Source organism: Thermaerobacillus caldiproteolyticus, from assembly GCF_015326725.1.
GTDB lineage: Bacteria > Bacillota > Bacilli > Bacillales > Anoxybacillaceae > Thermaerobacillus > Thermaerobacillus caldiproteolyticus.
On record NZ_CP064060.1, the window covers coordinates 2565514 to 2589101 of the forward strand.

Annotated in this window: 22 protein-coding genes, 2 pseudogenes and 1 riboswitch; of the genes and pseudogenes, 5 read left to right on the forward strand and 19 right to left on the reverse strand. The window is 36.3% G+C overall.

All coding sequences use genetic code 11. The features are described from left to right. Window positions 1–447 precede the first annotated feature (447 nt). The 6 genes and pseudogenes from ISX45_RS12905 to ISX45_RS12925 form a co-directional block, all read right to left on the reverse strand. Window positions 448–2160, reverse strand: a complete 1713-nt coding sequence (locus ISX45_RS12905) for a methyl-accepting chemotaxis protein (protein WP_181556365.1) — start codon at window positions 2158–2160, stop codon at window positions 448–450. Window positions 2161–2163: 3 nt separating this feature from the next. Further along, window positions 2164–3336 carry an ATP-grasp domain-containing protein gene (locus ISX45_RS12910; RefSeq protein WP_194519139.1) on the reverse strand — a complete coding sequence of 391 codons (1173 nt, stop codon included), beginning with the start codon at window positions 3334–3336 and terminating at the stop codon, window positions 2164–2166. 142 nt (window positions 3337–3478) lie between these two features. Next, window positions 3479–3550 (reverse strand): annotated as a pseudogene (locus ISX45_RS20300) (hypothetical protein); the annotation flags it as partial. A 1120-nt stretch (window positions 3551–4670) separates the two neighbouring features. Beyond that, entirely contained in the window at window positions 4671–5189 is a 519-nt protein-coding gene (locus tag ISX45_RS12915; protein ID WP_181556367.1) for a GNAT family N-acetyltransferase, read from the reverse strand. Between the two features lie 124 nt (window positions 5190–5313). Beyond that, window positions 5314–5553, reverse strand: coding sequence for a hypothetical protein (locus tag ISX45_RS12920; protein WP_194519140.1), 240 nt, complete (start codon window positions 5551–5553; stop codon window positions 5314–5316). An 80-nt stretch (window positions 5554–5633) separates the two neighbouring features. Then, complete coding sequence (locus ISX45_RS12925; RefSeq protein WP_181556369.1) at window positions 5634–5816, reverse strand: H-type small acid-soluble spore protein; 183 nt, start codon at window positions 5814–5816, stop codon at window positions 5634–5636. Between the two features lie 119 nt (window positions 5817–5935). On the opposite strand from ISX45_RS12925, the gene ISX45_RS12930 reads away from it, so the two are divergent. Continuing rightward, window positions 5936–6931, forward strand: a complete 996-nt coding sequence (locus tag ISX45_RS12930) for a potassium channel family protein (RefSeq protein ID WP_194519141.1) — start codon at window positions 5936–5938, stop codon at window positions 6929–6931. Here ISX45_RS12930 and ISX45_RS12935 read toward each other — a convergent pair. Beyond that, window positions 6928–7332: a YugN-like family protein gene (locus ISX45_RS12935; RefSeq protein WP_181556371.1), complete on the reverse strand. Its 405-nt coding sequence runs from the start codon at window positions 7330–7332 to the stop codon at window positions 6928–6930. The two genes, ISX45_RS12930 and ISX45_RS12935, sit on opposite strands and share 4 nt — an antisense overlap. Window positions 7333–7942: 610 nt before the next feature. After that, window positions 7943–8002, forward strand: a riboswitch (Fluoride riboswitch). A gap of 58 nt (window positions 8003–8060) precedes the next feature. On the opposite strand from ISX45_RS12935, the gene crcB (ISX45_RS12940) reads away from it, so the two are divergent. Continuing rightward, a complete protein-coding gene (gene crcB / locus ISX45_RS12940) occupies window positions 8061–8486 on the forward strand; it encodes a fluoride efflux transporter CrcB (RefSeq protein WP_194519142.1) in 426 nt (141 codons plus the stop codon). Beyond that, on the forward strand, window positions 8486–8851 hold the full coding sequence (gene crcB / locus ISX45_RS12945) for a fluoride efflux transporter CrcB (protein WP_194519143.1): 366 nt from the start codon (window positions 8486–8488) through the stop codon (window positions 8849–8851). The genes crcB (ISX45_RS12940) and crcB (ISX45_RS12945) overlap by 1 nt, the downstream gene beginning before the upstream one ends. Before the next feature lie 270 nt (window positions 8852–9121). Here the strand turns inward: crcB (ISX45_RS12945) and ISX45_RS12950 are convergent, their stop codons facing one another. The 7 genes and pseudogenes from ISX45_RS12950 to ISX45_RS20315 all read right to left on the reverse strand — a co-directional run bounded on the left by ISX45_RS12950 (window position 9122) and on the right by ISX45_RS20315 (window position 16042). Beyond that, on the reverse strand, window positions 9122–9847 hold the full coding sequence (locus tag ISX45_RS12950) for a CAP domain-containing protein (RefSeq protein WP_194519144.1): 726 nt from the start codon (window positions 9845–9847) through the stop codon (window positions 9122–9124). Window positions 9848–10966: 1119 nt separating this feature from the next. Beyond that, window positions 10967–11161: a DUF7010 family protein gene (locus tag ISX45_RS20305; protein WP_407649761.1), complete on the reverse strand. Its 195-nt coding sequence runs from the start codon at window positions 11159–11161 to the stop codon at window positions 10967–10969. Continuing rightward, a complete protein-coding gene (locus ISX45_RS12955; RefSeq protein ID WP_228485546.1) occupies window positions 11133–11546 on the reverse strand; it encodes a DUF7010 family protein in 414 nt (137 codons plus the stop codon). The genes ISX45_RS20305 and ISX45_RS12955 overlap by 29 nt, the downstream gene beginning before the upstream one ends. A 325-nt stretch (window positions 11547–11871) precedes the next feature. Beyond that, window positions 11872–12249, reverse strand: a complete 378-nt coding sequence (locus ISX45_RS12960) for a YxiJ family protein (RefSeq protein WP_194519145.1) — start codon at window positions 12247–12249, stop codon at window positions 11872–11874. A 290-nt stretch (window positions 12250–12539) separates the two neighbouring features. Then, complete coding sequence (locus tag ISX45_RS12965) at window positions 12540–12827, reverse strand: hypothetical protein (RefSeq protein WP_194519146.1); 288 nt, start codon at window positions 12825–12827, stop codon at window positions 12540–12542. Window positions 12828–13348: 521 nt separating this feature from the next. Continuing rightward, entirely contained in the window at window positions 13349–13570 is a 222-nt protein-coding gene (locus ISX45_RS20310) for a YfbU family protein (protein WP_181556565.1), read from the reverse strand. Window positions 13571–14966: 1396 nt separating this feature from the next. Continuing rightward, window positions 14967–16042 (reverse strand): annotated as a pseudogene (locus ISX45_RS20315) (IS630 family transposase). Window positions 16043–16660: 618 nt separating this feature from the next. Here ISX45_RS20315 and ISX45_RS12985 point away from each other — a divergent pair. Beyond that, complete coding sequence (locus ISX45_RS12985; protein WP_181556378.1) at window positions 16661–17293, forward strand: LysE family translocator; 633 nt, start codon at window positions 16661–16663, stop codon at window positions 17291–17293. A 97-nt stretch (window positions 17294–17390) separates the two neighbouring features. Here ISX45_RS12985 and ISX45_RS12990 read toward each other — a convergent pair whose 3' ends face one another. Together ISX45_RS12990 and ISX45_RS12995 are read right to left on the reverse strand one after the other, a co-directional pair. Then, window positions 17391–18200, reverse strand: a complete 810-nt coding sequence (locus ISX45_RS12990) for a 2OG-Fe(II)-dependent halogenase WelO5 family protein (protein WP_181556379.1) — start codon at window positions 18198–18200, stop codon at window positions 17391–17393. 260 nt (window positions 18201–18460) lie between these two features. After that, window positions 18461–19171: an alanyl-tRNA editing protein gene (locus ISX45_RS12995; protein ID WP_194519148.1), complete on the reverse strand. Its 711-nt coding sequence runs from the start codon at window positions 19169–19171 to the stop codon at window positions 18461–18463. Window positions 19172–19247: 76 nt separating this feature from the next. On the opposite strand from ISX45_RS12995, the gene ISX45_RS13000 reads away from it, so the two are divergent. Further along, window positions 19248–20459, forward strand: coding sequence for a metal-dependent hydrolase family protein (locus ISX45_RS13000; protein WP_228485547.1), 1212 nt, complete (start codon window positions 19248–19250; stop codon window positions 20457–20459). A 382-nt stretch (window positions 20460–20841) separates the two neighbouring features. Here the strand turns inward: ISX45_RS13000 and ISX45_RS20320 are convergent, their stop codons facing one another. The 3 genes from ISX45_RS20320 to ISX45_RS13020 form a co-directional block, all read right to left on the reverse strand. Beyond that, window positions 20842–20937, reverse strand: a complete 96-nt coding sequence (locus ISX45_RS20320) for an AbgT family transporter (RefSeq protein WP_181556383.1) — start codon at window positions 20935–20937, stop codon at window positions 20842–20844. A gap of 28 nt (window positions 20938–20965) precedes the next feature. Continuing rightward, the gene (locus tag ISX45_RS20325; protein WP_374058308.1) at window positions 20966–21205 is read right to left on the reverse strand and encodes an AbgT family transporter; all 240 of its coding nucleotides are present in this window, start codon (window positions 21203–21205) and stop codon (window positions 20966–20968) included. A 367-nt stretch (window positions 21206–21572) separates the two neighbouring features. Continuing rightward, window positions 21573–23396, reverse strand: a complete 1824-nt coding sequence (locus ISX45_RS13020) for an APC family permease (RefSeq protein WP_194519149.1) — start codon at window positions 23394–23396, stop codon at window positions 21573–21575. Between the last annotated feature and the right edge of the window lie 192 nt (window positions 23397–23588).

Genomic DNA, 23588 nt, shown 5'->3' on the forward strand with positions numbered 1-23588 from the left:
CTTATAAGGATAATAATTTCAATATAAATAAAAACGCAAAAATTTTCCTGATTGCTTCCCATTTACAAAAATAGAACGCAAAAAATCTTGACATAACCACGGCTTTTACGCTTGTCACTTTACAATAAGTCTTTTCTGTATTAAGAATACCGTATCAAATGCTTTTGTGTATTTAACTTTTCTAATTCATGCATCTAATGATTTATGCTCAAGTTCAAGAGCCATAAAACTTCATCCGGTACAGGAAAAGGGTAATTCAGTTCCAAGCGTCTAGGAAGGGACGAAGCGAAATCGCGGGTAAAAGTTCGTATGATCGAGGACAGATACATATCTCTGTTTTGAGGAAATCCATTTTTATCCACTTCTAATCGCCCGTGATCTCCTACCTGTAATTAAAAGATCACGGACGTTAGAAGTAAGATAAGAGTATCTTATGGAAGTTTCATTTTATTTTGTTGTGATCTCACTTGTCTTAAATTGCTTAATCATATCTTGGAGGTTGTCAGCCAAGAGTTTTAGCTCTGAATTTTGCTGTTTTAAATAATCAATCGTATTGTTTTGTTGAACAGCAGAAGCAGAAATTTCTTGAACCGCGGCCACTCCTTGCTCTGAAATTGCCGCAATTTCTTGAATGGATGTTAAAATTTCATCGGACGTTTGACGAATATCTTCTGTGCTTTCAGAAATCGTATCGATCCCTTTTGCCAATTTCTCTACTGATTCAAAGATGGAATTGAACAATCGCCCATTATCTTCAACAATCTCAACACCTTTTACAATATCTTCAAAATCTTGTTGGTTCAGATTTAACACGATATTAGCCTGTTCATTGATTTCACGTATCGCTTCAGATATTGTTTTGATGGATTCATCAGTTTGGCCGGCAAGCTTTTGAACTTCTTGGGCAACAACTGAAAATCCTTTACCTGCTTCTCCAGCACGAGCCGCTTCAATTGATGCATTTAAAGAAAGAAGATTGATTTGAGACGCAATGTCTTGGATAATTTTAATGATTTCATTAATATGTTCTAGTTTTTTCCCTAGATTAAATAAGTTCTCTTTACTTACCATGCCATTTTGTTTTATTTTGTTCATTTGTTCGGTAATCATTCGAACTTGGTCATTTCCTTTTTCAGCTTGCTGGCTAGTCTGATCGGTAAAGTTTTTAATCATCTTCGTTTGCTCATCTACGTTGGATATCGCTATTGACATTTCAGACATCATATTTGAAATTCGGTCAATATGATTAGCTCTTTCTTCGGCTCCTTTTGCCTCTTCATTTGTACTCATTGCAATCTGTTGAGAAGCTTGGGCTAATTCTTCAAAGGATTCCAAAAGAGTTTGGCCAGTATGATGAATCGTTTCGGATTTCTCTCTTACATGATCGATGATGCGACTTAAGTTTTTCCTCATTTCTTCAAAGCTATTTGCTAAAATCCCTATCTCATCTTCCTGCTTGATATTCACCGATTGGCTAAGATCTCCAGTGGAAAAGACTTTCGCATATTGTACTAAACGATTAAGAGGTTTAGATATTCTATTTCCAACGAACAAAGCCAATAAGACTCCAATAACAACCATGACAGCTGTTAAAATAAGAGAAACAGTCAATATCCATTTTTCTAGTTGATCAATAAATTTAGCGCTCATATCTATTCCAACGATGGCATCCGCACCATCTACAGGAATGAAAAATGATTTATGGACCCCCCATTTATCTCTATAAATGGAACTCAGCACAGGCTCTTGGTTTTCATATGATAATTTTTGATCATTTGTAAACGGAGACTCAACCATAAATTTGTCACTGCCATTTAAAGCAACAATGACATCCTTACCATTTTTTTTAGACAATACATATACGTATTCAATTCCTTTTTTGTTTTTAATAAATGAATCTAAATCCTGCTTCAGTTCCATCCCATATTTCTCTGGGGAGTCCATTGTATTCTTAATTAAATCAGGATCAATCGTCTCTGCCAATCTTCGTCCATTTTCTTTTAGCCGTTCATCAAACTGTGGAATAACGTGTTCCTGAATAATGTAACCTGATACATATCGAACAAATCCAAAAAGAATCAGTGAAAATACAAGAAATGGGAATAAAAAGCTAATGACTAATTGGGTTTTGATTGATTTTTTCCAAGTTATATTTCTCATTCCCTACCTCTCCCTCGAATGTTCTATTTCCTTTAATGTAATAAATGGACGTAAATCCATTTGCAGTAATCGATAGAGCTCTTCCATCGTTTCGCTTTTGAAAAATACAATAGCAAATGTTCTATCATTTGTTGCTTGTATTTCTCTGTACTCTAAAATTTGTTGAAATTGCTTTTTAAACGACTGATGGTTAATAGATTGTATAAGATTTTGTGAAATATCCATTGGAATTTCTGCGCAGAGGAAACTATAGATACTTTGATCCATATTGTGAAGCATCGCTTTCCAATCCGGGCTTGTACCATGAAAATAATGCTTATACACATTGCATCCGTAAGCATAAAATCCAAGATCTGTTGTTCCCGCTCCGGCAAATCTGAGCGGATTCATTTCAATAGGAATGATAGTATGATTACTTTTTCTCACTTCAAAGTGAATTGGAAAATTCTTCACTGGGATGATTTCTCTAAACTTATGCATAAAAGCCAATATGTCATCGTAAATTTCATTGATGACTTGTTTCGATGTATAGTAGATTCGATCCGACGTATCGTATTCGTCTTTAAACAAACGCTTAAAAATATTTAAAATCACAGGATTACCATCGTGATCGTAATAACTATCGACTGCATATTCTTCCCCGAATATCCACTTTTCGATTAAAATGCTCTCTCCGTTAATCACTTCCTCGTCATAAATGTTTTTCATAAGAAGCAGATCTGTATTTAATTTATGTAAGGTATCTTCCCACTCTGCTGCACTCTTTACTTTATAAACTCCGATGCTGGAATATCCTTTGCTTGGTTTAATCACGACTGGAAAAGGAATATCCTCTACCGGAATTTTATAAAGCTCATCCCTGCTTACTATCTTATAAAAATAATCAGGGTACATAGTAGAAAGAATTTGACGGAACGTTCCTTTATCTTTTAGTTGCTGTGCCCAACGATTTTGAACACTATTAGGAACGTAAGATTCAAGCAATGCTAAACAGCTTTCTGAATTTGTCAATAACTTTTGATGTTCATTAATAAGAGGGAAAAACTCCTCAGCTTCCATTACCTGTAATGATTTTAACATTTCAGAACGGTTACCTTGCTTGAAAACAGGTATATTAAGTTCTTGCAACGATTCGACTAGAATAGGGGAAATAATTTGATCATTGATGAGAATCATCTTGATGCACCTTCCTAAAGTAGAGATTGTGTTGCTTTATATAAAGATCGGAAATGTCTCATTATTGAGCTTGCGATAAACTGTCCAACTCTCCGCTAATCGCTCTAAATACATAAATAATCCATCCGACTATATGCCATCATGTGTTCCGAGCTAGCTTTTTGTAGGCAGAGACGGCATCCTTTTGGGTATGGCGTCCAATCACAAATTCACCAAAAGCTCCCCATCGTTTGTTCTGGATATATACAGAAAATACCTAATCTAGCTTCGGCTCAAATAAAACCCATCTTTGAAGCTCACCACTCATGTCGGGAAAGTTGTGACATTATTCACTTCCTCTCATATTGTTTCGATGAACATTCCGACACTCTTTTTATCGCCCAAAATATGAGGAATTTTAATATTTTAAGATGATGTTTTTGGCTTTTTTATAAAAATTCATCTTTTTGTTGAAAATAGAAGTCTCTATTTGTTTATATTTAATACTTTCTGAATAATGACTATAATAAAAAACACGATCGTTAGTTCTTTTTGTGTTACCATGAGCGCCAAGGATTCCCATTATCTCCTTAATTCATTCTCACATTAGACAGTCCTCCTGGTAATGAAATTAGTCTTCTACTAAAAAACGATAATAAGGTGATTCGCATAATCCTGAATAAACGTGTGAAAAAACTTAAAACGACAAAGAGGGGAAATAGGTGGCTCAAAAAAGAGGTTGTCTCTTTTATATGGCACATCCTTCTATGAAAGAAATGAACAAAGTGCATCTATCATTGAATATGTTGATAAAAATTTGCATCAAACCATTGAGCCCTGTTTCTTTAATGACACAGTAAATATGATTCGTTTAGACATAGAGGAAATGGATTAGAATAAAAAATCTTTACGAAAAAAGTTTTAGGTTCTCTAAATTTTTTCGTAAAAAATCAACACAATTATTTAATAAAGCCGAACAAAAAAGCAGGAACCCATTCAGTTCCCTGCTTAATTGTTCACATTGCTATTTTACTTTCTTAGTTTCCGTATCACCATATCTTAACTTCTACCGTCTGATCTTCTTCAAAGACGTTGCTCCAAACGCTTAAATTCATATTTCGTCAGTTCTTATTGTCCTGTTAAATTGTTATAAAAGACAACAACCGGAGCCCCAGACGGTTTATTAAATAAGGTTGCCGGTAACGAAACATGGAAAAACATCGGCTACATATCCCTTCCCCATGTTGAATAATGAAAAGTCGAAGCAGCATTAAGTTCATACTTTCCTTTCTTTATTACGATTGTCCAACAACCTCTCGTTCTATGCTTCAAAATCAACGATGGTGAAAAAATCGTTAAATATTATCTTTTTTATGAGAATCAATTCTTTTTCCTAAAATGAGCAAATCTCTTTCAATTCCGTCTAGCTCGGCAACACTCGGTAAATGCCCCCATTTCTCAAATCCAAAACGGGAAAATAGCTTCAAACTTGGTTCATTATGACCAAAAATAAATCCGAGCAATGTCTTAATACCTAATCTCGGACATTCCTCGATTGCTTTTTGCAATAAATAACGTCCAATCCCATGCCCTCTCCACCCTTCAGCAATATAAATGCTGATTTCAGCGGTATGTCTGTAAGCGGGCCTTCCGTAAAATGATTGAAAGCTTAGCCAAGCACACACCTTTCCGTCTGCTTCTACGACCCAAAGCGGTCGAGAATGGGGAGTATGCTCTAAAAACCACGGCTCTCTGCTTTCAACCGTGACAGGTTCTGTATCTGCCGTGACCATTCTTGACGGTATCGTTGAGTTATATATGTCTACAACTGCCTTTAAGTCCTCTCGTTTTGCATGTCTAATTGTCCATTCCATCTTCTCCACTCCCAAAATTTTAAGTATTATTGCCTTTTCTCTATAAATTAATATAGCAACTCATTGATGAAATACGAAAATATGTTTCGACAGCAGACAGCTCTGAAAACAAAGTTATGTTCCATTATACAAAAGGTAATTCGTTATTCATATATATTTTTTTTAAAATAAGAAGATGGTAAATAAACTCCTCAAACGAAAGAATTTCAGCTGTTTCAAATGAATATACATCCAAAAAATGCGATAGAACATCAGGGGTAACATCATTGAATGCTTCCGATATCATTAACGGGTAGCGAATGTGCTGAAACAATGATGCATATCCGTAATCATTAAAAATTTCTTCTGCTTGTTCAATATTCATACAATACCTCCCGTCAAGCAGTATAGGAAAAGTCTACAAAAATGAACCAAAACATAAAAAACGCCCTGGCCAAGGCGTTTTTATGCTTCCTCTAGTTCTTCAACAGGGACTTCTCGTTTCTCATGAAGATGACCGTCGCGCATATGAACAGTAGCTGTACCATTTTTTTCGTCATAGCTATCAATCCATACTGATACACCATGATAATGAACCTGAATATCAGCCGGAGACGAAACAATTTGTTTGACGCGATTCATATCCATAATTTACAACCTCCTCACATCATTTATTTTTAGTTTTTGTTATTAAGGAAAATTTATGCAAAAAAAAACATACGATTGCGCACACTATAGTTAACAATAAACGATCGGGAGGGAAATCAATGAAAAGCTGGAATTTGCTCATCTCTTATTTACGTCTTCCCGTCCTAATAAGAATTTTGCTTGTTGGCAGTACGATGATTCTTCTGTTTGGCACAGTCATTCATTTCGTAGAACCAAAAACATTTCATAATCTGTTTGATGGCATATGGTGGGCGATTGTGACAGCGGCAACAATCGGTTATGGAGATATCGTACCAGAAACAACGGCAGGGAAAGTCGTCGCCATTCTCCTGATTTTATTAGGTACAGGATTTGTTTCGACGTATTTTGTTACATTGTCCGCTTCCGCCGTTGCTAAAGAAAATGCTTTCGTTCACGGCCATCTCCCTTATGCAAAAAAAGGGCATACGATCATCATTGGCTGGAATGAACGAGTACGTGAAGTATTGAATCAATTCACCAAACTCGCCCCTTCCACCCAATATGTCATTATTGATGCCACATTAAACGAACTCCCAGTCTCTATGAAAAATGTCCATTTTGTTAAAGGAAACGCGACATATGACGCTGTGTTACATAAAGCAAATGTGGCAGGAGCGAAAACAGTATTAATTACCGCTGATCAACATAAAAACGAAACAGAGGCAGATATGAACTCGATTTTAACATTATTAGCGATTAAAGGACTGAACCCACACATTTATGCCATTATTGAAATTCTCACTGCGCAGCAAGTGAACAATGCGAAACGAGCCGGCGCAGATGAAGTGATTCAAACAAATTTACTGTCTAGTTTTACGATGATCAACAGCATTCAATCGCCAGGAATCTCTCAAACGATTGAAGAATTATTACATCAACAAAAAGGGAGCAACTTACAGCTCATAGACGTTCCTGATGAAATGGTTGGAAATACATTTTCCCAAAGTATCCAAGTGCTGTTACGTGAACAGATTCTTCTTATAGGGATTATCAGAGGAGAAGCGTCTTATATGAATCCTTCTCCCCATTTTATCATTGAAAAAAGTGACCGTCTGTTTGTTTTAAAGCCTTAATCAAGTAATCGGCTTTCCAATTCTTTCACGAGCGCCTTGCCGACATTAATATATTTTTCTGGAAACTGCGCATCCGGGTCTTGCGGCTCGGAAAACTGATCGAAGGAAGCACCTAAATTGCCGACATGAACATTGTCATCTAAACCGACTTGATAGTTATGGGATAACAAATACGGACGACCGAGCTTCACGGTGGTTCCGTTTGAATCGAGTTGTCCATCAACCGCTTCGAACGGTACGCGCAAAAATTGGTAACCGACTTCATCATCGATTTTGTAGTCAAATGAACCGTGATCATAGTCCCAATTGCCACCGATTGTATAACCGAGTGGCTTGAGCTCTTGTTCCAATTTATATAATCGGAATGTTTGTCCCTCAAGACGAGAAGGAATTTCAATCATGTTGACAACCTCCTTTTTATGTAGATTTCCCCAATCGCGAATATATTACTTATACAAAAACGGGCTTTCCTATAGGCAAGCCCCGCTGCTTATTTCAAACGTTTTTCAAATTCCGCTTTTTCTCTTCATACTATGCTCTGTCGAGAAGTGTAAGCATGTTGACTTTGTCTGTTTCAGCTCCATTAAATTTTATAAAGCATTGATTTTAAAGCTTTTGTAAAATATTAGATACGTCGTTAAAACGTGGTCAAGAAGACAGGTATGTTACTCCGCTTTTTTATGCTTTCTTCTCCTTCCAAAATCCTGTTTGCACAGCACTTCATATAGGAACACCATAATTCCTGCAACCTTTCAAGCGATTCTGCTATTTAATACATAAAGGCCCCCCTCGAATGCTTCATCTCGAATTATGAGACCGAAAAATGGCTGATTTCGTTATTTATTTCGGGTTACAAATAAAAACCGATCCGGTTATTCAGAAAACGGCTTGGAGGATTATTCATACCGATTAAGCTATAAAAAATATAATCATTCTATCATTGCTTGCCTTATATTCTTTTTAATTTCGTAATTGACAGAAGATGTTTTTCTTTGATACAATCCCTGATATAACTGAACAGGCGATGGAGTTCGCCGTAATTGCCTTTGAGCTGATGACTCCTACCAGTAAAGAAGATCACTACTGGTAGGAGTCTTTTTTTGCACAAACTATTGGAGAGGTGAAAAATATGGTATATGTTGTTGTCGGTATAGCCGGGATTTTGGGCGCTCTTTCACGTTATTATTTAGGACTATTCATTGATACATGGTGGCATCATATCTTCCCACTTGCTACACTGTCCATTAATCTAATCGGTTGTTTTCTTCTTAGTTGGCTCACTATGTACGTATCACGATTAAATATCCTTCATCCTTATCTTGTTACAGGAATAGGCACAGGTTTCATCGGTTCGTTTACGACTTTCTCCACATTCAGTGTAGAAACTGTAAGACTGATCCAGCACACACAATGGAGTATGGCCTTACTATATGTACTAAGCAGTTTATGGGGAGGTCTTTTTATGTCTTGGCTTGGTTTCCAGATAGGCAATATCCTTTTTATAAGACGGACACAAAAACGGCTTTCTTTAGAATCTTCAGGAGGGAAAAAGTGATGATAGAACATCCAGCTTTATTAGTAGCAATAGGTGGTTTTTTTGGTGCGATAGCTCGGTTTGGTATGAGTAATTGGTTCAAAAAGAGATATCCCTCTTCTTTTCCTATCGGCACATTTGTTATAAACCTAATAGGTGCATTCCTATTAGGCTACATTATTGGTGAAGGTCTAGATAAAAGTTGGCAATTACTGTTGGGGACAGGATTTATGGGGGCTTTTACCACTTTCTCTACGTTTAAGCTGGAAAGCATTCAGCTACACGCAGATAAAAAGTGGAAAATACTCGCTGTATATTTAGGAACAAGTTATACATTGGGTATTCTGTTAGCTTTCTTGAGTATGAAATTAGGAAGTACATTCTAGAGGTTATTAAAAAATTCAATTTGTGATCACTCTGATTAGTAAAATCAACCTGTAGACAAAATGGGGTTCTATAATTTCTCTTTTTAAGAGATAGCGCAACTTGACTCCAAAACACCTTTCCATACATTTCCAAAAAGCCCGACTCAGCTTGTCAACAAAATCGGCAAGATGAGGCTGATGCAAATCGTCTTCTGCTGTCAAAAAGCGTATAAAATAAAAAACCACACCACTAATACCTATCTTAGTGGTGTGGTGCAAAAATATTGATCCTTATTTTCTTATAAATTGTTGTGTCCAGATGTACCCGTTTTCTTCAAAACCTACCCCGATATGAGTATAGTTTTTGTTCAAAATATTTGCCCGATGTCCTTCGCTATTCATCCAAGCTGTCACTACTTCTTGCGGAGTCCGTTGGCCTTTGGCGATATTTTCTCCAGCGGCTGTATAAGAAATTCCAAATTTTCTCATCATTTCAAATGGAGAGCCATATGTCGGGCTGTTATGGGAAAAGTAATGGTTCACTGCCATGTCTCTTGACTTTTCACGGGCCACTTTGCTTAGCGCTAAATCAATCTTTAAAGGCGGCAAGCCATATTTCGCCCGTTCTTTATTCGTTAAGTCTACTACTTGTTGTTCATAAGCATTTAACCCTGCTTCATTTGCTTTTTCGCTTTGACTTGGTACAGGCGCCTGTGTTGCTGTCTTATTTACAGGAGCTTGTACATTCGCTGACGGTTTTTGGACAGTTGTTTTGGATGTTTTTGGCTGTACCGGTTTGGTTACTTCTACGTTTCCTGTTTTATCTAAAATAAACGGAATGTTTAACTGAAACCATTTTTCGATATCTTGAAGGCTAGATGGATCGACAGTATATTTCACTTCATAGCTTTTTATAGCTGGACATGGAGCAGGCCCAGCCGCTTCCGTTTTCGCTGTAAAAGATGCTCCTGCAATCGCTAAAGAGGCAGCAAGTGAAAATACGACTTTTTTGTTCATTGCTTTTCTCCTCCAATCTCATCCCTTGCTTGCACATACATAATAACATGGATTTTTTGTAATATTTGTGGATAAATATGGATATTGGATGGATTTAACATTGTCTTCTGCAAGAAAAGATTTTTTCATGAAAAAATCTAGGTCTATCTCTGAGAAAAACTGAGATTGTAAAAAAACATCTTTCATAGGTATTTCATCCTTTTTTTCTATGAATATCAATACTATCCATCTATTACTTGAAAAATAAAGATTGACACAGTTCAAGAAAAAGATAAAAATTAACATTTTTTACGATAATGTTACAATACAGCATTTTGTTTGCAAGTCGTTGATTGCGATCAGGAGATATTTCACTAGGAAGTGGGCAACAATGATCGTTCATGAGTTAGTAGGTGCGGAATAGTTGTTTACTGAGAAATGAAAGGAAAGATATGATGTTGTACGGAAAAAACATCGTACATTTGACATCAAGGATGCAACACAGATACATTCCAACAATTTGACTGCAGAGTCATTACCGTCATCTTTGACCTAGGCAGCGACTATTTACTTTGCCTATTTGTCTCAATTGCTATACATTCCAAAACAAAGCCCTTTCCCCTCGGCACCGCAAAAAAGCAGCCGTAGTTTCAGCTTGTCGACAAAGTCACAAGCTCAGCCCTTCTCATTTGACTTATGTTAAGCGCTGTCGTTGTCTGATACGAATTAAATTGGGATCTTTGATATTGTTGAGTTTGTATAATACTTGTACTATCGTGCCATATTTTTTGCATCGCCCTTTTGGCAAGTCATTAATGAAGTCTTTTGTGATTTCATCCTCTCCTTATCTAAATAAATAATAGACTCCCCTCAAAATAAAGGGGAGTTATTTTCATGCTACGTTTCATGGGTGTCTCTGTTAAATTTGGTTTTTAGTCCAAAGAAAAAAGACTGAAATGGTAATGGGGTCACTTCAGGAAGAGAAAATGTTAAAAAAACACTAAAATAGCCAGGGAACTAGCACGATATTTGAAGCAAAAGTGGCAACATAAATAAATTACAAAGAAAAACGCTCGGATTTTCATTCCGACCGTTTTTTATATTTATTATTGTTGTAGTTGAACAAAGATTTTAAGAGAATTACTTACACTTTTTCTTGTAATCTACATAAAGCAATAAATTTAAGAACAAAAGGGAAATTACCATAGTAAAAGGAAGAAGCCATAAATTCTCAACAGCTACTGCCCATCCGATTATCATAATCAGTATTGATATAATGGGTGCTATTATAAAATAGACTTTTGTATTATAAAGCCAACCATATGGAAAAAAAATGAGCTCCTGTTATAACTGCGAAAAATAGAACCATGTTATTGGGACTCTTTACAAATGCCCAAAATATTATGGGAAAATACATAATCTGTGCTAAATTTAAGTATAAACCTAATTTACTTAATGGATTATCATTGGCTTTCCAATCTGCTTTAATCATCTTTGAGATGATTATTGCTAATGGAAACATCAAACCAGTTGAGTATAACATAAAGACATTTTTCTCCTTGATTCCAAATGGTTGTAAGAATATGACTGTTATAATTGTCCAAATAATTGTAGCTGCTAGTAAAAATGATATGCCATTTTTGCCTCTTACAGATAATTCATTTCTAACTTCCAGTAAATTCAAAACCGTTTCTCCCCCTTTTTCTAATAACCGCTTCATTCTTACTTTCTAGCTATCTTTTTTTCGTAATCCCCTCCTTTAGAGGGATTTTAGCACAAATCCCCAAATGTGTTTGTTAAACTAACCTGTTCGTTAGTTGAATAACTTATATACAAATATATTAACATAAAATTCCATATAACCATCGATTTTAATGTAGTTGTGATACTACATATCAAACAATAAAAAGACCAATTCCTATGTGAATTGGTCTGCTAATAGTTGTGTTATTTCGTGTTTTCTCTCCCGCAAGTGAACCCCTTAAAATCATAAATCGGTCTCTTATCCAGCTATTGCATCCGCTAGCTAGTTAAAGAAGGTTTAGTTATTCTGACAGGTACTCCAACAGCAATTTTCGTGCCTTTTCGTAGTTCATATATTCTTGGTAAAACTCCTCATACTGTATGATTTTATCTTCAAAAAACTTATATTGATTAAATAATTCAAAGAAGGAAAATTGAAGCATCTCGATTTGACCTTTAGGAATATCTTTAGATTTTCCTCTCAGAACATAACTTAAAATCCCAGCAATATTCATACAATAAGTATCAAAATCACATGTTAAGCAATTTTCCTCATCGTGAATCTCTGAAAACTTATCGTCAAAATCTTTTTGTATCTTACAGGCATCCTTATAAGGAAAAGGCTTATGCAATTCATTATCTATATCATTAAGTTGTTTCAGTAGATTATCATTTGCCATTATCAAGCATAGCTCCCTTTATAATAATTTTACTCTTATTTTACCACCCTGCCCGTTAGTTAGCCAAAAATTCAACAAAACAACGATTCCGCCGCTCTTTACGATAATCCATACTTTTTTCAGTACCTCTTTTTGTTTGCATCCTTTCTTGCTAAGATAGTTGTTTTTATCCCGGAAACAGCAGTAATGATATCATTCACTAAATCGTTTGATAACCAATCATGTTTAACACAAGCGTTGATGATAACAACGATAAGCAAAATAAAATTACTTGCTTTGTCCATGTCACATTACATACCTCCTTCAGCAACAGCACCTAGAATCAGTCCGGCAGTCCACGGTGTCTTGGACTCGATTTTGTCGATCTTGCTTTCATGTTTCACTTCGCTTAAATTTGATTTGAGCTTTTCAATGCGTTGTTCCATCGTCTCACACTTTTCGAACAAAATAAAAAGAGCCCAAATGGACTCTTTCGTATTAAAAAATTCATTTTTTATATATTCTCCATCAGGAAGATCGATATAGTGCTTTATTGCTAAAATCGCATCGTTTTGACGCCAAAGAGATTGTATATTCATCGTCAATTATAATCATGGGTTAATTGAAATCCAATCTACATGTTTACGCAGAAGATTACTAGCTCTTCAACATCCACTTGTTTCGTTTGTAACCCGAAAGACCATGGTTTCTGGCAATGTTTCCATTGTTTGCTTTACTGTATGTTCCATTGTTTCTATGCGTTTCATAGCTTGTCCCCCATCTACATTGTGGCAAAACGCACAACTCATACGTAAAAATCCCATAGCATTATCGAGTCTGCGCTTGGTGATGCAGCATATGACAGTGACAACGTTCGTAAAGTAATGAAACAAGCCGGAATCTTTTTCGTTTCGCCTATGAATCGTCGGAATAGTAATGAACGAAAAGATTCTTATGATCGTGTCATTCCCATCTTTCTGAAAACAAAATTCGAGAAGTGGCAGTTTGGTTTTCGTGCCGTCATCGAACGGGTATTGAAGCAATTGAGGAGCGATGGGCTAGCACAGCCATGATGATATGTGGTTCATCAATGTTTATTTCACGCGCAAAATTTCAAGTTTTACTCTATCTTTGCAGCAACATCATAATCCAGATAATGACTTGTATTACGTAATTCTTTGTACTTATCCAACTCGTGCATAAAATATTTCGCATATGCTAATGATGAAGTCTCGGTATTACCATCAAATCCAGCAGATTTTAGATCTGATTCCTTAACATCTCCTTTATCATTAAGTTTTCTAATAAGAAGAATTAAGGGTTCTATACATTTCTCATATATTCATTCAGTACCTCACGACATTTTTCTATTAAGAGATATCGCCGCCGATCCATTCAAACAAATCATCATAATAAATCGAATCCCCTTGTTCTAATGCTGTTCTTAATCTTTTGTAATCATTTGCTTCATCTGGATGCAATTTTTCTAAATATTTTGTACTGATTTATCAAAATTAGCCTTTCTAATTTCAAAAATTCCATTATTCTCATCTCCTTTCGCCTACTGAATACGACAAAAGGAGATATTTTCTATATTTTTATTCATCAATGTCGACAAACCTCAATTCGTCATAATTAAGATTTCGTTTGTTTTGCACAAAAAATATTCAAATTTCTCAAAAAAAATGGCATAAAGTTCCTTTGTTAAAAATATAAAGGTAACAAGGGAGGTGAAAAATATGAGCAAAACGTATTTAGCTTTTTCTGCTTTCTTGTTTTTTATCATTACCTTTCTTGCTCTAATCGTGGTTCTTGTCAGATAGCAGTTCATTCCTTCACCTGGTACTGCCATACCGGGTGATTTTTTTTATTTTCACGGTTATATATTTATACACGAAATGAACCAAAAATGACAAAAATAATTAAAAAATTATGGCTCTTTTGCAACACTGCCTTTTTTCACTGTATAGTGGCGGTTATGCTTCCTTTTTCTTCTTCCTCCTTAATATCGTCCCATTCCCTTCACCTATTTTTGCATTTAGAACATATTTTGCTTAGAAAAATATCTGTTATTTAGACAAACATTGTCGTTTAGCTCCGATTCTTTCCTTCAACGCATTGCTGCGTTCTACGGTTTCTTTGCGGATTCTCTCCGCGAATGGCTCACTATCCACTGCATCCTGTATGACTGTCGTAGCTGTATATTTGATGTCTCGAACCCTCTCGAAAAGCCTTCAATGTCGTATCCGCTTCTCGCCGTAATGTTTTTAATCCCTTCAATGCTCCAGATACGTCAACATCCACTTTTACTCTTTGTCTTCTTAATTTTCCCAATTCACGCATTGCTGCCAATAATTGATATGATCCCCTTATAGTAAATAGAACCTACTATAAGAGGATTTTTCTACGGGGAAAATCCGAAAACAAAAAGAAAGCGGTGAATTTATAGAGGGCATGTCTACGAAACTGTAGCTAATAATCAGTTCCATGATACGTCGATGGGTGAAACACTATGAATAATCTAGAAGAAAAACGGGACAAAACGAAAGAACCAAACAAAAACACAAATAAAGCGTCTGAAAGCGGAAGTAGGGATTCTAAAAAGCTTTAAAGATGTGAAAGGGGAAAGGAAGCCGTACCCGCTCACAAGAAGTGCGTGATCCTTCAAGAAATGGCTGGGTGTTATGGTTCGATTCAACCATTATGTGAGATAACAAGCGTATCTCTATAGATTCAGATTAATTTTCCGACATAACCACCTGTCCGATGCGCTGGAGCACTCTTTCTGGAAATTCAGAAAGGTACTCCAAAAACGAAACAATCGATTCTCTCAACTCCTTTCGAGTGGGATGGAACCGATTGGCAATGACACTTTCTTTCAGCCAACCCCAAATTCGTTCAACTAAATTTAAATTCGGCGAATAAGGGGGTAAGAATACAAAAGTTAACTGCTCTTCACGCTCCTGTAAAAAAGGCTGAAGAACTTTGGCATGATGAATTTTTGCGTTATCCAAGACCATCACGACATGTTGATCTGGATACTGGTCCAATGTGTATTGAAGAAACTGCAGAAAAGCCTGTGCGTTACATTGGTCCGTTTCCATACAGAGAAATTCACCCGTTTCGATATTCACACCACCTAATAAGCTAACCGTTGCGTGGTGTCCATACGTAGGGATTTGTTTTTGACGCCCTTTGACACTCCATGTGGTACGAAGAGCTTGGTAGTCGCGAATATGACTTTCATCTTCATAGATTATGACTGTGTTGTCGGACAAGTTTTTTTTATGAGTTCTATTTCCTGTTGAAACTCTTTTTGTTTTTGAGGATTCGCCCGTTTGAGGGTATACGTAGGGCGTGTATAGCGAAATCCCCATCGATGGAGCATGTCACAAATCCCACCGCGAGACATGGTGACAGAAAATTTCTCTTCTAATACATGTTGAATGATTCGTGTATTCCAGCTGGTTTCGATGCCATATCCTTCATCGGCAGGGGTGCTTTCTTCCAACATCTTTCTTAATTCGCGTTCTTCGTCTGGAGACAGATACGGCTTTCTACCGGGAGCATAATGGCGTTCTAATAGCGCATCCATGCCACCTTGATTAAACTTTTGAACGTAAATCGAAACGGTTTCACGATGGATGTTCAACAGCTCAGCGACTTGGATTCCTAAGTAGCCTTGCATAATCAGACGAATCACCGCCATTCGTTTCGCCATGTTCGCATTTTTCATTCTGCGTTCCTGTTCTTGAAGACGTTCGATGGTCCAACCATGATTGTTCGTAATTTGTAATCCTTTTTTCTTCATCATTCATCCGCTCCTTTGATTCATCTGTTTAGGAGCAGTATAGACAAGAATAGGCATTGGTTAAACATGTCGGAATTTCAAACTGAATTTATATCGAAGTGGACATTACAAGTGGATAAAACGACAGAAACACCTTTCTCAGAAGTATTTATTCAGATTACCCATATCTTATATTTTATGTAATTGGGTGATCCGCTGAATCTATTGATATTACTGCACTTAGCAAACATATACGAATGAATTACATACTTCATATTTCATTGACAATTTAAAGATAAATTGCAAAAATAAGGATAACAACTTAAACTCTCTGAAGGTACTAAATTTTTTTAACGAAAAAGCTTAGAGTAGTAATTTTACATATAAAGCGTTTGATAGCACTATAGAAAGAACATAGGTTGTGCGTCTATGTTCCTTACATAGCTTTTTATTATGTACTAATGGGAGCTCAACCAACAAGCACTCACTATGGCTTTTGGTCTTTTTACTTAAGTGATAACATTTTTCAATTAATTGTGCAAAACCATTGACACTTCAAAGAGTAGAGCACTTTTTATTTAAATACGGTTTAAATTTCGGAAATTAAATATTATTTTATTGTTATTGGAGGGGAGACAATTTATGTTTTTAGAGGTGTTCTTGGTAGGCATTTTAGCCGCAATGTCTCCAGGTCCTGATTTTTTCGTTGTAATGAGAAATAGTTTAGAATTCGGTTATCGTGTTGGAATTGCTACGGCGTTTGGGATTACTTTGGCCTTAATTGTACACATCACATACACCATTTTAGGATTCGCATATGTAATGCAGGCATATCCTAGTTTATTTATTTCGATAAAAATTTTAGGAGCTCTTTACTTGATATGGTTAGGTTATAATGCGATCCGTTCAGCTCCGCCTAAAAACGATGAAAAACTGAAAAGCGAAGTTGAATCAGTTCAGAATAACAAAACTTTAATGCAAGGTTTTCGTGAGGGATTTCTATGTAATGTTTTAAACCCAAAAGCAGCGTTGTTCTTTTTAAGTATTTTCTCTCAATTTATTAAAAGAGATACAACTGGATGGACGCATTGGATATATGGATCCGAAATTATTTTTGCCGTAGGGGGATGGTTTGTTCTTTTGGCTATTCTGATTTCTTACTCAAAATTTAGGTCGTTGTATAAAAAGTATGCATACTGGTTCGACCGTCTACTTGGGGGTATACTGATTTATTTTGCGATAAGAATTATGGTTTCGGCTGTAAAATTAGTATAATTTAAGACCTTCTCTTCTTTAGAAAAGGTCTTTTAGTGTTATATCATTTAACTAGACAACCATGCCGTTTTGAGAGGATGGTTGTCTAGTATTTTGTTTATGACCAAAAAACTAAATTTCCATTTGGCATTAACCCAATAAAAGAGCTTACCGTAATACGCTCAGTATCGCCTTCTGTTGTTTGAACTTCATGATAATGCTGAGGGTTAAAAAAGACCAATTCCCCTTGTTTCGGTGCAATTCTGACGAAATCGACGTTTTTTACAACCTCTGGGTCATAACCGTAACTATCCTTTAGTTTATAATATATTTCATCGGATTTTCTCCACTGCCGTTGATAAACAACAGTAGATCCACCGGCTGAACTAGGCTGCAAGTAGATATTCCAAGCTAGCTGAGCATGGATCTTTCCAATGGTCCATTCGGGGTTTAAACCATCCAGTCCCCCTGCCCAATCAATATGTATGAGAGCTCGGCTCATAACTCGAACAAGGCCGGCGAAGTACGATTCACCCGTCTCTTCTTCAACTGCTATATCAACATCAAATTCCCAAGCTTCGCTAACAAAATCAATCACTTTCCTTAATAAGTCACCCGAATCTCGAAAGATGGACTCTCTTGCCCTATTTGCTTTAGGAGCTTTTTTGAAATACTCTTTTTTCTTGTCTTTACTAAAACGGTGCTCAAATTGAGTAATTCCAATCTTTCCTATTTTCGGATAAACCCCTTCATAATAATCAATTCCGTAATTCTTAATCCCCTTTAGCGCTTGTTCACAGGTCTCGTTTGACAGAAAATTCGGGATACGAACAGCGCCGATTTCCCCCTTCAAGAGGCCGTCCAATAACTTTTTAGAAAGCTTATCAGTTTCCACAACATCCCATGTCTTTACTGATAATTGAGTCATCAGAATACCTCCATTCCCGTCATTAAAATTACATTATTGTAATTACATTCCTATAATAATATATTTTTAAAATAATCGTTTTGTATATATCGATTTTTCTATTAAGTGCATACGAACATCAGTATAGAGGGAATGAACAACTTGATTAAAAGCAGCAACACTGCACAATGCAAAAAGATTTAAAATCGATATTGACTTAGATCGATATCAATCATAACAGTAAATGAATAACATATATTGTAAATAAAATTGCGTTTTTGTTATGTTAAAGTAACTTCTAAGCGTCTTTTGTTTTGTCCTTTACTTTTGATTTTCAAAATCTGAAAAGGACCTATTTCTTTTGTTTCCTTTACATGTGTTCCGCCACAAGCCTGTTCATCAATGTCACCAATAGTAACGAGTCGAACATTTTTAATAGAAGGAGGTAGCAAATTAATAACTGTTTTAATAAAACCATCAATTTTCTCAGCTTCTTCACGGCTAACGGTTCGTATTGAGACTCGATGATTTTCTTGGATTAACTCGTTTGTTTCATCTTCAACCTCTTTAAATTGTTCGTCTGTTAAGGGTTCTTCAAATTGAAAATCTATTCTTGCCCAGTCCTCAAAAATTTGATTTCCTGTGGCTAAAGCTCCAAATTTGTTATAAAGATAACCGGCTAATACATGTAACAGGGAATGATAGCGCATAAATTTATATCGTCGATCCCAGTTTATCAGTATCTCTACAGGACCTTGTTTTAGTTTTTCAACATTGTCTACATAATGGACAATTTGTCCATTTTCTCTTTGGACCTTATTCACTTTAAATGTCTCATTTCCTTGTTTGATAATTCCCGTATCATGAGGTTGGCCACCACCTGTAGGGTAGAAAATCGTCTCATCTAAAATAATTTTGTCTTCCTTAATGTCTATGACTTGAGCATGATGTGCTTTTTTATAACTGTCTTCTAAGAAAAGTTCTCTTGTCATATGTAAATCCCCCCCCAGTAATTAATGTTAAATACTATCATTTATTATAACAAATGGAATTTTCACTTTCAAAAAAATGGATAAAAACGATAGAATAGAAATTGAGGTGAGAGAAATGAAATATTGTATCTATAATGTTCGAATAATTTCTGGTAAAAAAGAACAACCATACGAGCAAGGTACTGTTCTTTTCGATGAATCCGGAATTATCGACGTAACAGAAACATCAATAACAGACAAAGGTGACATTAATATTGATGGAAGCGGTCTATCGATTCTTCCAGGTTTGATTGATGCTCACGTTCACTTAGGGATGGACTGTTCACCGGATCCATTCAAAAAAATAGCAACTGATCGAGAAGCCGATACGGCCTTTATAGCATATGACCAAGGAAAAAAATTTTTAAAAGCCGGCATTACAACCATTCGTAACCTGGGAACAAAAAATAACGTAGATATTGCTTATCGAGATGCTGTAAAGAACGGAACGGTTCTGGGACCGAGAGTTTACGTAGCAGGGCAACCTATTGCTATGACGGGAGGACATGGATATCCCATGGCTATTGAAGCTGATGGAGTAGATGAGATTCGAAAAGCTTCTCGAAAACAAATCAAGATTGGTGCAGATTTATTGAAGCTTATGGCCACAGGAGGGGTTTTAACAAAAGGAAATAATCCAGGTGCTCCACAATTAAGTATAGATGAACTAAAAGCTGCATGCAAAGAAGCCTCACATGCCTCTAAAACAACAGCTGCACATGCGATTGGATTGGAAGGGGTTAAAAACGCTATTAAGGCAGGAGTTACTACAATTGAGCATGGATATTATCTTGATGATGAAGCTGTTGAAATGATGGTTAAAAACGGTACATATTTAGTTCCAACGCTGTTAGCCCCTACTCTTATTTTGAAACACTCGGAAGTCATACCGAAACATATGATTAAAAAAATTGAAATTATAGAACAAGAGCATCGCCAAAGTTTTCGGAGAGCGCTAAAAAAAGGTGTAAAGGTTGCTGTTGGGACTGATGCAGGAACTCCATTTAATTATCCTGGTTTAATAGTAGATGAAATGGAGCTAATGGTAACAGAGGGTATGTCTCCTTTGGAAGTTATTCACGCGGCAACTTATGTAGGAGCCGAATGCCTGAGAATCGAAAAAAAGGTAGGAACAATTGAGAAAGGAAAATGGGCTGACTTAATTTTAGTTGAAGGAAATCCCTTAGAAGATGTATCTACTTTAAAGAAAATTAGGCAAGTCTTTAAAGAAGGCAAACCATGTTTGTAGTCTGTAAGATTCGTCTTCTGTTTATGGTAAGAAAATTTGCCCACCTGTTCTCAATGAAAGGACCAACAAAAACCAGATGATAAATAAAATAATCCAGAATATCGAATAGAATAACAGTGTTGAAAATTAATGTTACTATTCCAATGTCAGGATCGTATTTTTAACATTGGAGTGATCGGGTTCGTTATTGGATCTCCTATTTGATAAGCCAATGATGTAACTGCCAGATCACATAACCAAGTAACATCAACATCGGTACAAAAACGGGTGCTAAAGCTGTCCATTTTGCCAAGAAACTTACTAAGATTAAGATAAAATTAATTAAGGCTAACCATGAGAAATGATAAGCCAGTTAACCCCATTCCTTCTAAAAACTTGCTCCTTATAATAGAAAATGACCTAAATTACTCCAATAAAAAAAGCAATCCATTTGATCTACTCCAAAAACAAGAACAATATAATGTCCCATACTTGCCATTGATTGCCCAAGATATTTTATAACATCCTTATCGGAATATCAGAACGAAAACCATAGCAGCAATTGAAGGAAGAACAATAAAAACTGCATCACCAACGGCGTTTCCTAGTATAGCAAGCGCGACAATACCAAGTATTATAACCGTGGAGGAGTAACCGATATTGCTCCGTCTTATGAGTGCACAGATCATTCCGGTTTGATCAGCAAGTCCACTCCTAATTATCATAACTAAGACAAATCCTAAAGGAGGAAATTTGAGTAAAGCTATCTACCATATCAATAAATACTTCAGGAGTCAAAACTTTTTCTTCAATAGTCGCTCCTGTTGAAGGATTCATACCTTTCATATTAAGCATTGCTGCGATATGAGAGGCAATTAAATAACAGTCATCAAAATGACAAATAGAATTATTCTACATAAGAGCGATTATGTAGAATTAAAAATTACTCAATTTTACTGAATGATCTGTTAAAGAATGTGGTTGATTTTCTTGTTCAGTTAACAGGCAATAATATTAAATCATTATTTTTATCATTCCTTGCATAAAAACGGGGATGATCGTTCAGTAATCATCCCCGCTTACAGCAGAATACGTAAGATATAAAAATTATTAATAAGGAATCTCCCGTTCCTTTTACTTGTGAAGTCGATAAGGAACTGTCGAGACAATCACATTTTTCTTATATAGAAGATACAATCTCAACAAAACGCTGGATTGGTTATGCAAAAAGTTATGCCAGCCCTTTTTCGGTATAAATTGAGGAATAAGAACCGTTACTGTATGGTTTCTTTCTTCTGCCTTGCTTTCAATTATATCCACTAGCTTGGAAATTGGTGTTATAAGATCGCGATAAGAAGAAATTAGTGTAACAAGGCGAACGTCCGGCCTCCATTTCTTCCATTTTTCTTCCATTCGAAGCTCGCTTTCCCGGTCAAATGCCACATATACAGCCACTACATAATCTCCAATGGTTTGAGCGTAATTGAGGGATTGCTCTACTACCTTTGTTATTCCCGCCACTGGTACAATTACGACATTCCCCTCTATTTTGTCCGGAATCTCATTTGGATTGACCCGCAGTTGTTCTGCCACAGCATCATAGTGCTTATGGATTTGATGAAAAATAAATACGATAATCGGAAGAAATACAAGCACAGACCATACTTGAGCAAATTTTGTAATAAAGAAGATGCACAGTACGGTTAGTGTAATGATAGCTCCTAGCAAGTTTGTCAGCAGCTTCGGTATCCATCCCGCTGGTTTTTCGCGCACCCATTTTACAATCATTCCTGTTTGTGACAAAGTGAAAGGAATGAATACACCAACAGCATACAAAGGGATTAACTGCTCTGTTTGCCCTTTAAAAGCGATAATCAGCAAAATAGAAGCAAAACCAAGCGTGATAATTCCGTTTGAATATCCTAAACGGTCACCGCGTATAAGATACATTCTTGGCATGTATTTATCGGATGCCAGATTATACGCTAGCAGAGGAAATGCAGAAAACCCCGTATTTGCAGCCAAAACTAAAATAAGGGCAGTTGCTCCTTGGATAAAGTAATACATAAAGCCTCTTCCAAACACTTCGGAAGCCAGTTGGGAAACAACAGTCTCTTCCGCTTTCGGAGCAATTCCATACCAGTATGCTAAAAAAGTGACTCCTACAAATAGAAACGCGAGAATAAACCCCATCATCACTAATGTCTGGGCAGCATTTTTTGCCGCCGGTTCCTTAAAATTCGGAACGGCGTTTGAGATCGCTTCTACCCCTGTCAATGCAGAGCAACCAGATGCAAATGCCCGCAGTAATAAGAATAATGTAATTCCGGGCACCGCAGTACCAATAGGTGCATGTAAGGTAGTCGGTACTTGTCCGTTTATAATATTAAAAATCCCAACAATAATGAGAATAACGAGTGCCAACACAAACAAATAAACAGGATACGCCAAAACGGAAGCGGATTCGGTTACGCCTCTAAGATTAAGAATAGTGATAAACACAACTAGAACGATAGCAATTCCTACTGTGTATTTATGTAAGGATGGAAACGCTGATGTAATAGCATCCGTTCCTGCAGACACACTTACTGCCACGGTTAGAATATAGTCGACCAGTAAAGAGCCTCCGGCAATGAGCCCCGGATTTACACCTAAGTTCGTTTTAGAAACAACGTAAGCTCCGCCTCCATGCGGATAAGAGTAAATGATTTGACGATACGATAAAATAAGTGCCACCAATAGAACAAGAACCCCAACCGCAATAGGAATGGAATACCAAAATGCAATGAAGCCAATCGACGCGAGAACAAGTAAAATCTGTTCCGTACCGTACGCAACCGAAGATAGAGCATCAGAAGATAAAACAGCTAATGCCTTTAATTTGTTCAACTTTTGCTCTCCTAGCTCGGTTGATTTCAACGGTCTGCCGATTAGGAATCGCTTTAACGATGAAAACATATATACACCACCAATATGCAGAATTTCAATAAGAATATTATCACTTCTCTTAGAAAATGAATAGCCTTTTTGATTTAATCATTAGTATTGTTTACACTCTAAGAATTAATATTTAATAAAAGAATTAGGTGATCAATGGAATTATAACGAGTCTTAATGAAACAATGATCTCTCTAAATTTTGCTCTGCCCA

Coding starts and splice junctions, on each gene's coding strand:
- ISX45_RS12905 (WP_181556365.1), bottom strand. CDS start 2,160: ATGAGAAATATAACTTGGAAAAAATCAATCAAAACCCAATTAGTCATT.
- ISX45_RS12910 (WP_194519139.1), bottom strand. CDS start 3,336: ATGATTCTCATCAATGATCAAATTATTTCCCCTATTCTAGTCGAATCG.
- ISX45_RS12915 (WP_181556367.1), bottom strand. CDS start 5,189: ATGGAATGGACAATTAGACATGCAAAACGAGAGGACTTAAAGGCAGTT.
- ISX45_RS12920 (WP_194519140.1), bottom strand. CDS start 5,553: ATGAATATTGAACAAGCAGAAGAAATTTTTAATGATTACGGATATGCA.
- ISX45_RS12925 (WP_181556369.1), bottom strand. CDS start 5,816: ATGGATATGAATCGCGTCAAACAAATTGTTTCGTCTCCGGCTGATATT.
- ISX45_RS12930 (WP_194519141.1), top strand. CDS start 5,936: ATGAAAAGCTGGAATTTGCTCATCTCTTATTTACGTCTTCCCGTCCTA.
- ISX45_RS12935 (WP_181556371.1), bottom strand. CDS start 7,332: ATGATTGAAATTCCTTCTCGTCTTGAGGGACAAACATTCCGATTATAT.
- crcB (WP_194519142.1), top strand. CDS start 8,061: ATGGTATATGTTGTTGTCGGTATAGCCGGGATTTTGGGCGCTCTTTCA.
- crcB (WP_194519143.1), top strand. CDS start 8,486: ATGATAGAACATCCAGCTTTATTAGTAGCAATAGGTGGTTTTTTTGGT.
- ISX45_RS12950 (WP_194519144.1), bottom strand. CDS start 9,847: ATGAACAAAAAAGTCGTATTTTCACTTGCTGCCTCTTTAGCGATTGCA.
- ISX45_RS12955 (WP_228485546.1), bottom strand. CDS start 11,546: ATGAAGCGGTTATTAGAAAAAGGGGGAGAAACGGTTTTGAATTTACTG.
- ISX45_RS12960 (WP_194519145.1), bottom strand. CDS start 12,249: ATGGCAAATGATAATCTACTGAAACAACTTAATGATATAGATAATGAA.
- ISX45_RS12965 (WP_194519146.1), bottom strand. CDS start 12,827: ATGAATATACAATCTCTTTGGCGTCAAAACGATGCGATTTTAGCAATA.
- ISX45_RS12985 (WP_181556378.1), top strand. CDS start 16,661: ATGTTTTTAGAGGTGTTCTTGGTAGGCATTTTAGCCGCAATGTCTCCA.
- ISX45_RS12990 (WP_181556379.1), bottom strand. CDS start 18,200: ATGACTCAATTATCAGTAAAGACATGGGATGTTGTGGAAACTGATAAG.
- ISX45_RS12995 (WP_194519148.1), bottom strand. CDS start 19,171: ATGACAAGAGAACTTTTCTTAGAAGACAGTTATAAAAAAGCACATCAT.
- ISX45_RS13000 (WP_228485547.1), top strand. CDS start 19,248: ATGGATAAAAACGATAGAATAGAAATTGAGGTGAGAGAAATGAAATAT.
- ISX45_RS20320 (WP_181556383.1), bottom strand. CDS start 20,937: ATGGCAAGTATGGGACATTATATTGTTCTTGTTTTTGGAGTAGATCAA.
- ISX45_RS13020 (WP_194519149.1), bottom strand. CDS start 23,396: ATGTTTTCATCGTTAAAGCGATTCCTAATCGGCAGACCGTTGAAATCA.